The following is a 12,575-nucleotide window of genomic DNA, read 5'->3' as shown; positions in this document are numbered from 1 at the left end:
GGCGCCAGCTGAGACAATCGCCGCCATGCGCATGACATCTCTATTCCGCTCGCCACCCACGCGTACCGACCTGCTCGGCATGGTCGGGCTGGTGGCCGGCATGGCGGCGATCTTCGTGGCCGATACCGTCACCGACTATGCGGTGGCGGCAGCCTTGTTCTATACGTTGGTGGTGCTGCTGTCGGTACGCCTGCTCACACGCACGGGTGTGGTCGCATTGGCTGCCACTTGTTTGGCGCTAATCGTGCTCAGCTTTCATCTCACCCCGGCCGGGAGCTACCGCGTGGGCGTGATCAACTCCTGCATCAGCGCGGTCGTGGTGGCAGTCACCACGTACCTGGCGGTGCAGATGGAAGCGGCAAAATCCAGCGCACATGCCGCACAGGCACGGCTGTTGCGGCTCACCCGCAGCGGCAGCATGGGCGGGCTGGCCGCATCGATCGCGCACGAAGTCAATCAACCCTTGGCCGCCATCGTGACCAGCGGCAACGCCTGCCAGCGCTGGTTGGCGCAGCAACCGCCCAACCTGGCCAAGGCCGATGCCGCACTGGAGCGCATGCTTGCCGACGCCGGCCGCGCCAGCGCCATCATCGCGCGCATGCGGGCACTGGCGCGTGGCGAAGCGAGCCAACGCCAGCCGCTGGATTTGAACCGCACAGTGCTCGACATGATTGCCCTCACGCGCGGCGAAACCGAGCGCCATGGCATCGCGCTGTCGCTGGAGCTGGACCCTGCCCTGCCCGCGGTGCTAGCCGATGGCGTACAGATCCAGCAGGTCATCGGCAATCTGTTGCTCAACGCAGTGGAGGCACTGGCCACCTTGCCGGACGAGACGCGCAGCATCCATGTGGGTTCGCACACCGATGGCGGCTGGGCATGCCTGTGTATCGACGACACCGGCCCGGGGTTGTCCGACGACGCACTGGCGCATGTGTTCGAAGCGTTCTGGAGCACCAAGGACGATGGCATGGGCATCGGCTTGAGCATCAGCCGCACCATCATGGAAGCCAACGGCGGGCAGATCTGGGCCGAGCCGGCTGGTGTGCGCGGCGCGCGCTTCGGCCTGCGTCTGCCCCTGGTCGCGACGGAGCGCAGGCAATGAGCGAGCTGGCCCCGGTGGTGTATCTCATCGACGACGATGCCTCGATGCGTGCCGCACTGGAGGATCTGTTCGCCTCGGTCGGGCTACAGGTCTATGCGTTCGGTTCCACCGATCAATTTCTCGCGCATCGGTTGCAGGACGCACCGGCCTGCCTGGTGCTGGACATCCGCATGCCGGGCCAGAGCGGGATGGAGTTCCATCGGCGCATGGTCGAATCCGGCGTTGCGCTGCCCACCATCTTCATTACCGGCCATGGCGATATCGCGATGAGCGTGGAAGCGATGAAGAACGGCGCGATCGAATTCCTGACCAAGCCGTTCCGCGATCAGGCGCTGCTGGATGCGATTCAGGACGGCATCCGCCGCGACCGTGCGCGCCGCCAGAGCGAGGCGGTGACCGCAGCATTGCGCGCACGTTGGGAGTCGCTGAGTAGCGGCGAGCAGGATGTCACGCGACTGGTGGTGCAAGGCCTGTTGAACAAGCAGATTGCCGCGCGCTTGCACCTGAGCGAGATCACCGTGAAAGTGCGGCGTGGCCAGGCCATGCGCAAGATGCAGGCTGGCTCGCTGGCCGAGCTGGTCCGCCTGGCCGAACGCATCGGGCTGTGATGGGCGCGATGTGACCGGTGCGCAAGCGTGCTGTGGTGCATGCCCGCGCACACGCCATCGGCGGGCATCCGGCCGCCGTGACGTATGCGTGCTCCCGGATGACAACGCGCCATGAAGCGGTACGCACGCGGCGCTTGTTCGGCGCTCGATGCCATGCATTGAGCTGATCGCCGCAACGCACGTGCACGCTCAGCTGCGCGTGTTGCAACACGCGCGCGACAGACACAGGAATGCAGGCAAAAAGAACGCCCCGGCATTCGGGGCATTTTTTTTATTTCCAGTGTCACGCATGCCGCAAGACAAGCCTCAGAAGCTCACTCCCCAGGTCACCTGGCCACCGTACGCCGTCTGCCCGTCGCCGTTGAGCCCTTGCAGCGAGAGTGCCAGTCGGCTGCGTGGCGAGGTGATCAGGCTCACGCCCAGCTCGCCGATGGCCGCATTCCTGGCCAGTGTGACACTCTGCACCGAGAACTCCGAGGCGGTGCCGACGAAGCCGGCCGAGCGCTGCACGGAACGGTCGCCGAAGGCATGCCGCCAGCCTGCCGAGGCGTACAACGCCGCCTTCTGGCCAAGGTCCCAATGACCACGCACACCCAGCGTGGCGGTACTGAAGGTGTCGCTGGCGCTGTCCACCGACAGCGCGGAGATGCCGCCGCGTTCGGTGAATCCGTCGGTCTTCAGGCGGGTGTAATCGGCCGCGATGAAGGGACTGTACACCGCGTCTTTGGTGCGCAGACTCCAGGCCGCTTCCAGCGACACCGTCACCGCAGTGGCGTCGTAGCGACTGACCAGACGCTCTTCGAGCACGTCGGGCAACATCACCCGGCGCGTGCCGTCGACGCGATAGCTGGCGTAATCCACCGCGCCTTGCAGCGAGAACGCAGACCAGTCGGCCCGGCCATACACGCCGGCATGCGTGCCATCCACATCGGCACGGTCGCCCCATTCGCGCGACCAGCTCTCGATGTCCTGATTGCCGACCGCAATGCCCACCACGCTGCGTTCGCCGAAGCGACGTTCCGCACCGGCCATCACGCCGTTGTCCTCGCGACGTACCGACACCGCATTGGCATCGCCATCGACGCGGTTGGGCAGGCTGCGCCCGGTGATCCACACCGTGGTGTCGCCGACCAGCGTGTCCTGGCTGTCGCCACGCAGATGGTTGGCGATCCCGCTGTAGAGAAAGCGGCTGTCCAGCATGGCGGTAGCAGTGCTGGCATGGCTTTCGCCAGACAACGAGGCAAACGCGGTGCGCACCGCTTCCGGGTCGTCGGGCAAACGCACCACGGCCTGATAGATCGGGCTGGTGTTCGGCAAGCCATCCACGGCCGCCGCCGTTGACTGCTGGTTCGGCGTGGTGACCGCGTCAACCATGCCCACCGTATTGCGCTCGAAGGTCACCGACAACGCAGTGGCGGTGGTGTTCACGTTCGGCTCGATAAACGCGTAATCGGAGACGACATTGCTGAACTGCCCGGTGAGACCGCCACTGGCGCTGATCACCGGAATCTCCGTAAACAGCGGCAAGTCGGTTGCGCGCACCAACTCCAGGGTGGTGCCGCTTGCCACGGTGGCTGCACCGCCCACCGTCACCGGCGTCACCACACCGCCGTCGCCAGGCGTCACCTGCAAGTTAGAACCTGGTGCAAACGTGGCATTGCCGCCGACGCTGATGGTGCCACCGGCACCCCCGATGGCGACCGTGCCCGACGACACCAGGCTGCCGATACTGCCGCTGCCGGTGAGCGTGCCGCCCGGGCCCACCGTGACCGGGCCGCCCAGCGCCGCGCCGGGGTTGGCCAGGTTGCCGACACTCAGGGTGCCGGCATTGACCTCGGTCGGGCCGGTGAAGGTGCTGCTGTTGGCAGTGAGCAATAGCGTGCCGGTTCCCAGCTTGATGAAGCGACCGACTCCGAACAACCTGCCCGCATAGCTGCCGGCACTGGTCTGCAGGAAGGTCAGCGTGCTGTTGTTGGTGATATCGCCCTGCAAGCTGCCGGTATCGCCAACCAGCGTGCCCGCGTTGACGGTGGTACCGCCCAGATAGCCGTTGATGCCATCCAGGGTAAGTGCACCGGTGCCGTTCTTGACCAGCGTACCGCTGCCGGTGACGTTGCCGGCGTAGGTCCCATCGGTTGCCTGGTCGAACACCAGCACTGCGTTGTCGACAATGTTGCCCTGCAGGCTGGTGGTGGTGCCGATCAGGCTGCCACTGGCGATGGTGGTGCCGCCTCTGTAGGTGTTGGGCGCCACCAAGGTCAACGCGCCGGCACCCTGCTTGATCACGCTGCCGGTGCCGCTGACCACCCCGGCGAACGCACCATCGCTGGTCTGATCGAAGATCAATGTCGCGTTGTCGACCACATCGCCCTGCACGCTGGTGGTGTTGCCGACCAGGCTGCCGGCGCTGATGATGGTGCCGCCGGTATACGTATTGGCGCCAAGCAATTGCAGCACGCCGCTGCCAGTCTTTTCCAGCGAGCCACTACCGCTGACCGCGCCGGCATACACGCCGCCAGTGGTCTGGTTGAAGACCAACGCCGCGTTGTTGGCGATATCGCCCTGCAGGCTGGCGGTGTCGCCGACCAGGGTGCCGGCCACAATGCTGGTGCCACCGGTGTAGCCATTGGCGCCGTTGAGCAGCAGTGCGCCGGCGCCGTCCTTGATCACCGTCCCGGTGCCGGTGATCGAACCAGTAAACACGCCGTCGGCCACCTGGTTGAACGCCAAGGTTGCGTCGTCGACGATGGCGCCTTGCAGGCTTGCGCCATCTCCCACCAGCGTGCCGGCAGCGATCGTGGTGCCACCGCTGTAAGTGTTGCTGCCGTCGAGGGTCAGCACGCCGGTGTTGGTCTTGATCAAGGTCCCGCTACCGCTGATGTTGCCTGCAAGCGTGAGGTCGGCCGGGTTGTCGACGGTAAGCGCCGCGCCCAGCGTGACCGCGTTGCCCAATGCCGCGGCAACCGCATTGCTCAGCACCGAATCGCCGATGACCGACAAGGTGCCGCTCCCCAAGGCGGTGTTGCTGGCCACCGCCAGCGTGCCATCGCTGAGCACCGTGCCGCCGGCATAGCTGTTGTTGCCGCCTAGCGTGAGGGTGGACGTGCCGTTCTTGGTCAAGCTACCCGCACCGCTGATCGCACCGGTCAATGCCAGATCGTTGCTGCCGGCCAGCGTCAGCGCGCCATCGAGCACCACCGCATTGCCGAGCGCCAATGCTTGATTGGTATCGAGCGTGGTGCCCGTTGCGGCAGTCAGCGTGCCGGTGCCCAGCGCTTGCGCATTGCCCAACACCAGGCTGCCGCCGCCAAGCGCGGTGCCGCCGGTGTAGGTGTTGGGACCACTCAGCACCAGCGTGCCGGTGTCGAGCTTTTGCAGCGTGCCGGTGCCGCCGATGGCGACATCGATGGTGCCGGTCACGCCGGGGTCGACGCGGATGATGGTGTTCGCTGCGTTGGCGCTCAATGCGCCACCGCCTGCATCGCTCAGCACATAGCCATCGGTAATGAACTGCATACCGGTGATGCCTTGGGTGCCCTGCACGCCCACGTTGCCCGCGGTGCCTGCGAAGACCGCAAAGCTGTTCTGCCAATCGCTGTTGGTCAGCCCATCGACCGACGTCCAATTGGTGGCACCGGCAGTCCACACGCCGGTGCCGCCATCGGCGCTGCCATTGGCAACGGTCTGCGCGCCATCCCAGAACTGCACGTTGCTGCCGGAAGCCAACACCACCACATTGACCTGCTGCGCCAGCGAGGTCTGCAGCGTGAGCTGGGCGGGGTCGACCGTGCCCGGCAAGGTGCCAAAACCCATGCCATTGTTGGTCAGGGTGCCGGTGTAGTCGATCAGGCGATACACGCCAGTGCCGAAGCCGCCGATGTCGGTGATGTTGAGCGTGCCATCCAGCGTCAGGTCGCCGTTGACCGCAAGCACCCCGGTCTGGCTGGGGATTCCCAGGAACGCATCGAGGGTGGCATTGGGCGCCATGCTCAGGCTGCCGGTGGTCAGCAGCGCACCGCTGGTCACCACAAGGCGGCCACTGTCATTTACCGTAACCGCGGCATCGACCACGCCGCTGCCGCTCAACGTGCCGCCGGTGCCCACGGTGACGCCACCGGCACTGCCCAGCGTGCCGCCCACATCCAGCGTGCCTGCCGTGATCTGCGCGGTGCCGCCGATCGCGCTGATGCCGGTGAGTTGCACGGTGCCCGTGCCGACTTTTTCAAGATTGCCGGCATCGTTCAACGCACCTGCGAAAGTGCTGCTGACGTTGCCAACGCCCAGTTGCAAGGTGCTGCCACCCTGGATCGCGACATCGCCTAGGCCGGTAACGCTGCTCAAGGCGGTATTGCTGCCGAGCGAGAGCACCGCCCCTGCCGCAACATCCACGCTGGCAGTCGTCCCCAACGTGCCGGTGGCGGAGGTGGCCAGCACGCCGCCCTGCACCGACATCGGGCCACTGAACAGGTTGCTGCCAGACAAGGTCAAGGTGCCCAGGCCGGTCTTGGTCAGTGCACCCGCACCACTGAGCACGCCGGTCAACGCCAGATCGTCTGCACTGGCGATGGTCAGATTGGCGCCCAGGTTGATGTTGTTGCCCAGGGCCAAGGCGATGGCGTTACTCAACGTTGCATCGCCCAGCACCGACAGGCTGCCTGTGCCGAGTGCGGTGTTGCTGCCCACCGCCAGCGTGCCGGCATTCAACACGCTGCCGCCGAGATAGCTGTTGCTGCCGTCGAGCGTGAGCGTGGAGGTGCCGTTCTTGATCAAGCTGCCGGCACCGCTGATGGCGCCGGCCAAGGCCAGGTCGTTGCTGCCGGGCAAGGTCAATGCACCATCGAGCACCACCGCGTTTCCGAGGGCCAACGCTTGGTTGGTATCGAGCGAGGTGCCCGCTGCCGCGGTCAGCGTGCCGCTGCCCAGCGCTTGTGCATTGCCCAACACCAGGCTGCCGCCGCCCAGCGCGGTGCCACCGGTGTAGGTGTTGGGACCACTGAGCACCAGCGTGCCGGTGTCCAGCTTCTGCACGCCGCCAGTGCCGGTAATGGCCACATCGATGCTGGCCGTGGCACCCGGGTCGACGCGGATGGCGGTCAACGGATCAGCCACTGCCAATGCACCCGCGCCGGCATCGGTCAGCTGATATCCATCGGCCACGAACTGCAAGCCGCCGATGTCCTGCGTGCCCTGCACGCCCACCGTGCCCGCCGTACCGGAAAACACTGCGAAGTCGCCTTGCCAGGTGCTGTTGGCGCTACCGTCCTGGCCGGTCCAGTTGGTGGCCGCACCCCAGGTGCCGGCGCCGCCATCGACAGTGCCATTGGCCGTGGTCTGCACACCGTCCCAGAACTGCACGATGCTGCCCGGCGCAGTCACCACCAGATTGAGTTGCTGGCCGATGGCGGTCTGCAGGGCGAGCTGGCTGATGTCCACGCTGCCCGGAAACAGGCCGATCAGCATGCCGTTGTTGGTGAGCGCGCCGGTGTAGTCGATCAAGCGATACACGCCGGTACCGAAGCCGCCGAGATCGGTGATGTTGAGCGTACCGTCCAGGGTGAGATCGCCATTGACGGCCAGCAAGCCGGTTGCGCTTGGCGCGCCCAACGCCACATCGACGAATGCGCCTGGCGCGAGCGTCAACGCGCCCACGCTCAACGACGCACCACTGGTGAGCGCGAGCCTGCCGCCATCGCTGACGGTGACCGCCGCGCCCACATTGCCGGCGGCGCCGGTGCCGGCCAGTGTGCCGCCCGATGCCACGTTCAGGGCGCTGGTGCCGAGACTGCCGACCACATCGAGCGTGCCCGCACTGACCTGCGTGCTGCCACCGATCGCACTGGTACCGAGCAGACGCACGGTGCCGGTCCCCACCTTGTCCAGGTTGCCGCTACCGCCCAGGCTGCCGGCGAAATCGCCGCCGTCCAGCTGGAGTGTGGCGCCGGCATCGGTATCGACACCGCCCGCACCGCTGAGCGCGTTGATCAAGCCGCCGTTGGTCAGATTCAATCGCGCGCCTGCTGCGACATCGACAGTGCTGGCGTTGCCCAGTGCGGCCGCAGTGCTGGCCACCACGGTACCGGCCTGGATCGCCAGCGGGCCGGTATAGCTGTTGTTGCCGCTCAAGGTCAGCGTGCCGAGGCCGCTCTTGACCAGGCCTCCGCTTCCGCTGATCGCACCGCTGGCAAGCATGTCTGCGGCGTTGTCCACGGTGAGCGCGGCGCCCAGCGCGATGTCGTTGCCTAACGCCACGGCAACTGCATTGCTCAATACCGAATTGCCGAGCACCGACAGGCTGCCGGTACCGAGCGCATTGTCGGCTCCCACCGCGATGGTGCCTGCGGTCAGGCGGGTGCCGCCGCTGTAGCTGTTGCTCGTAGTGAGCGACAGTGTGGTGGCGCCATTCTTGATCAGGCTGCCGGTGCCGCTGATGCTGCCGTTCAAGGCCAAATCGTTGCTGCCCACCAGCGTCAGTTGATCGTTCAACGCGACGTTGTTGCCTACCGTCAACGCGGCAGTGGCATCCAGTTCGGCAGGGCCGTTGACCAGCATGTCACCCACGCCAAGCGCCGCATTGTTCCGGAGCACCAGCCTGCCCGCATCCAGCGCAACCCCGCCGCTGAAGGTATTGGCGTTGCTCAACGTCAAGGTGGCGCTGCCCTGCTTATCGATGCCACCGATACCGCTGATGACGCCGTTGAGCGCAATCTCCTGCGTGCCAGGCAGGGTCAACCTGCCATTCAAGGCGACCGCATTGCCCAGCGTCACGGCAGTGCTTGCATCCAGTGTGGTACCGCCTGCGGTGGTCAAGGTGCCCGCGCCCAACGCCGTGTTGCTGCCAACCAGCAACGAACCACTCTGCAATTGCAGCCCACCGCTCCAGGTGTTGTTGCCGTTGAGGGTGAGCGTTTGCGTGCCTGTCTTGATCAAGCTGCCGGCGCCATCGATTACGCCATCGAGCGAGAGGTTCTGCCCATCGATCGTCAGCGCACCATTGGTGGTGAACGCGTTCTGCAACGTCACCGCAGAGCCAGCGGTGAGCAGCGTGCCGTTGGCGGCAGTGACTGCGCCGCTACCGAGCGCGGTATTGCTGCCCACCACCAAGGCACCGTCGTTCAACAGCGTGCCGCCGGTGTAACTGTTGTTTGCGTTGAGCGTGAGCGCTCCGGTGCCTTGCTTGACCAGGCCGCCGGTGCCGCTCACGGTGCCGGTCAAGCCCAGGTTGTTGTTGCCGGTCAGCGACAACGCACCATTGAGCACCACATCATTGCCAAGCGTGGTGGCCGTGGTGGCCTGCAGTTGCGTGCCGCCGGCTGCGGTCAACACACCGCTGCCCAGTGCCGCGCCGCTGCCGACCGACAAGCTGCCAGCGTTGAGATCCACGCCGCCAGCGAAGGTGTTTGCGCCGGTCAGTGTCAGCGCTGCAGAGCCGTCCTTGATCAGGCCACCGATGCCGCTGATGCCACCAGTGAGGGTCAGGTCCTGACTGCCGCCAAGTTGCAGATCCGCATCCAGCACCACGTTGTTGGCCACCACGCGTGCAGCGGTGCTATCGAGCAGGCCGCCACTCACGCTCAGGCTACCCGCCCCGAGTGCGCTATCGCTGCCCAGAATCAGGCTGCCTGCCGTCAGGCGAGTACCGCCCACAAAGGTGTTGTTGCCGCTGAGGGTCAGGCTGGCGGGGCCGAGTTTGTCCATGCTGCCGGCGCCACTGATGCCACCGGTGAGCGTGAGCGCATTGCTGCCACCCACAGTGAACTGCCCTGCCAGCGCAATTACATTGGCAAGCGTGCTCGCTGCCGCGGTGTCCAACGTCGTGCCGGCCGCTGCGGTCAATGTCCCGCTACCCAGTGCTGTATTGCTGCCCACCGTGAGTTTGCCGGTATTGAGCGCGGTGCCACCGGTGTAGGTGTTGCCGCCGCTCAGCGTGAGATCGCCGCCGGCCTTGACCAGGCTGCCGGCACCGCTGATGGCGCCGCCCAACGTCAACGCTTGCGTGCCATTGAGGGCCAGCGCACCGCTGCTCAGCGTCACTGCGTTGCTCAGCGTGGCAGCGGCGGTGTTTTGCAAGGTGGCAGAGCCAGTGACATTCAACGCACCGGTACCCAGTGCGGTGCCACTGGCCACCTGCAAGGTGCCGGCGTTGAGGCTGGTGCCGCCGGTGTAGGTGTTCAAACCGCCCAGCGTCAGCGTCCCGCCGCCAAGTTTGTTCAGTGCGCCGGCGCCACTGATGGTGCCGGTGAGATTCAGCGCGTTGCCGCTGCTGCCGACGCCCAAGGTTCCGGTCAGCGCAATCGCGTTGCCCAGCGTGGACGCGGCCGTGGCATCGAGTTCACCACCGCTGGCGGTGAGCGTGCCGGTGCCCAGGGCCGCATTCGAACCGACCACCAGTCGCCCCGTGCTAAGCGTGGTGCCGCCGGTATAGGTGTTGGCGTTGGTCAGTGTGAGATCACCAGTGCCGCTCTTGATCAAACTGCCGGCACCGTTGATGGCACCGCTGAGCGTGAGTGCTTGCGTGCCGGTCCAGTTCAACGGCGCCGCAAGGCTGATGCCGTTGGTCACCGTCAATGGCGCAGTGGTGCTCAGGCTGGAGGCGCCGGTGACATTCAATGCGCCCGTGCCCAGCGCAGACGCGGTCCCCAGTTGCAGCGTGCCTGCTGCCAGCGTGGTGCCGCCGCTGTAGCTATTGGCACCGCTGAGCGAAAGCGTTCCGGTGCCGGTTTTGTTGACACCGCCAACGCCGGCCAGTGTGCCACTCAAGGTCAATGCGTTGCTGCTGGCGCCCAGGCCCAGCGTAGTGGTGAGCGCAAAGTTGTTGGCCAGGGTCAGCGGTGCAGTGTTATCCAGCAAACCGCCTGCCGCGGTGACCGTGCCAGTGCCGAGCGCGCCGGAGGTCTCCAGTAGCACGCTGCCTGCACCCAAGGTGGTGCCGCCGCTGTAGGTATTGCTGCCGCCCAAGGTTAAGGTGCCGGCGCCCACCTTGTTGAGTGCCCCGGTACCACTGACCGTGCCTCCGATTCGCAGCGCGTTTGCGCCGCCAATACCAACCGTGTTGCTCAGCGAAAACGCATTGGCCAGGTTCACCGCAGCACCTGCCAATACGCTGCCGCCAGATGCGGTGACCGTGCCGGTGCCCAAGGCGCCGTTGCTGCCCACCGTCAACGCGCCATTGACCAGATTGACGCCACCGGTGAACGTGCTGGTACCGGTCAGTGCCAGTCCGCCCGTGCCGATCTTGGTTAACGCACCGGTGCCGGTGATTGCGCTGCCGACGGTCAGGTTATTGGTGCCCTGTATGGTCAGGCCGCCTGTGCCAAGCGCAATGCCGTTGGTCGGTGCAAGGGTCAGGCCCGCAGCCGTGGCTTGGAGGGTGCCGCCGTTGGCGGTGATGGTGTTGCCCAACTGCGCAGGATTGGCGAACTGCAACACGCCACCATTGAGCGCGCTGTTGGCGAAGTTGCTCGCGCCGCCCAACGACCAGGTGCCGCTATTGACGCGCAAATTGCCGAAGTTGATGTATTGCGCGGTGCTCAATGTTCCGGTGCCGGTGCTGCCGCTGCCGCTGCCGGTGCCGGTGCCGGTGCCGACTGCAGAATTCTGCAGGATCAGCGTGTTGTTTCCGCCCCGGCCTCCGTCCACCACGCCGGTTTGCGCGAAGCTCAGCAAACCGCTGGGGCCCAGCAATTCCAGTGCCAGCCCTCCCCCGCTGTTGACGCTGCCCCCGGTGACCGCAGTGAAGCTGTTGGTGCTGCCTGCGCCCATCGAAACGCTGCCGTTGATGGTGCCCGCGTTGACGAACGTATTACCGGTGGCCGAACTCTGAAAGCCCACTCGTCCGCTGATGATGCCGGTATTGACCGCGTTGACGGTGCCGCCACCGGTCACCGCGATCACCGGTGTATCCGCTCCCAGAATCGACAGCCCAGCCAACGGACGGCTATCGATCAGGCCGGCATTATTGATCTGCACCGTACCGTTGCTGGCCGACGTCAGCCCTAGTGCCATGCCATCGAGATTGAGCAGATTGGCGCCCAGCACGCCGCCGGTTCCGTAGAGCGTGCCGCCGGCAAGATTGTTGAAGGTCACTGCAGTGGAGCTGGCATTGCCCATGGTGACGCCGCTGCTCAGTACCGACAGCAGCCCAAGCACGGACGGGTCGATAGTGCCAGCGTTGTTGAGCGTGGAGTTGGTACCGCTCAGGGCGATGGCGGTGCCGCCCACCAAACCGGCCGTCATCTGGCTGCCGGAGGCGACATTCACGGTCAGGTTGTTGGCGCTACTGGAAAAGCTGTTACTGGTGACCGGCGTACCCGAGCAGGTGACTGTTGCACCCGCCGCGGGGATGGCCGGCGTGCACGCGCCCCAGGCCAGCATCGGTGCGGCGCCCCCCACCGCAAGCACCACCAGGGCCGGTAATTGACGACGGGTAGAGCCCGGCTTGCGACGCCGACGCACCAACTCATGTGTCACCACCCAGTTGCCGATCGCTGCGTTCCAGACCAGCACAAATGCACGATTCATTTGAGTCCCCTAATTGCCGAGCAAAGACCGACGCGCACCCATGCACCCGCCTCCAAAGACGGGATTGGAATAACGGTAGAGCCGGTTTAAAGCTGCCAGGCCGCCTCGACCTTATAAAGGCGAGTAGCCGCAGACAGCACTTGCAGGGCAAAGTGGAGTTAATACCACTCTCAAATCACCGTGCCATTAAATTAATAGGCGATTCAATACGCATGAAACTGTGCCGAATATCACTAACTCTAACCTCGTCCATGACACAGGCCAAATCTGTGGACTGGTTTGCTCGTGCCCGCTAAATGCTTAGTTTTGCGGCCTCATCTGTAATGACCCGACGTCCCCCCGTCCTG

At 65.4% G+C, this 12,575-nt stretch carries 3 protein-coding genes; 2 read left to right on the top strand and 1 reads right to left on the bottom strand.

The genetic code is table 11. From position 1 onward, the window contains the following. The first annotated feature begins 79 nt into the window (after positions 1-79). Both XAXN_RS01540 and XAXN_RS01535 read left to right on the top strand, forming a co-directional pair. Positions 80-1,102 carry a sensor histidine kinase gene (locus XAXN_RS01540; RefSeq protein WP_054318238.1) on the top strand — a complete coding sequence of 341 codons (1,023 nt, stop codon included), beginning with the start codon at positions 80-82 and terminating at the stop codon, positions 1,100-1,102. Then, the gene (locus XAXN_RS01535) at positions 1,099-1,710 is read left to right on the top strand and encodes a response regulator transcription factor (protein ID WP_054318237.1); all 612 of its coding nucleotides are present in this window, start codon (positions 1,099-1,101) and stop codon (positions 1,708-1,710) included. Before XAXN_RS01540 ends, XAXN_RS01535 begins: the two co-directional genes overlap by 4 nt. 306 nt (positions 1,711-2,016) lie before the next feature. Here the strand turns inward: XAXN_RS01535 and XAXN_RS01530 are convergent, their stop codons facing one another. Next, positions 2,017-12,228, bottom strand: coding sequence for an autotransporter-associated beta strand repeat-containing protein (locus XAXN_RS01530; protein ID WP_054318236.1), 10,212 nt, complete (start codon positions 12,226-12,228; stop codon positions 2,017-2,019). Positions 12,229-12,575: the final 347 nt, after the last annotated feature.

The sequence above is a fragment of the Xanthomonas axonopodis genome, assembly GCF_001304695.1.
In the GTDB taxonomy this organism is placed as follows: Bacteria; Pseudomonadota; Gammaproteobacteria; order Xanthomonadales; family Xanthomonadaceae; genus Xanthomonas; species Xanthomonas axonopodis.
The sequence above is the reverse complement of the archived record's forward strand: the minus strand, read 5'-3'. Positions and strand labels throughout refer to the sequence as shown.

Bases quoted from the DNA above. Each gene is read 5' to 3' on its own strand.
- XAXN_RS01540 (WP_054318238.1), top strand. From the start codon at position 80: ATGGTCGGGCTGGTGGCCGGCATGGCGGCGATCTTCGTGGCCGATACC.
- XAXN_RS01535 (WP_054318237.1), top strand. From the start codon at position 1,099: ATGAGCGAGCTGGCCCCGGTGGTGTATCTCATCGACGACGATGCCTCG.
- XAXN_RS01530 (WP_054318236.1), bottom strand. From the start codon at position 12,228: ATGAATCGTGCATTTGTGCTGGTCTGGAACGCAGCGATCGGCAACTGG.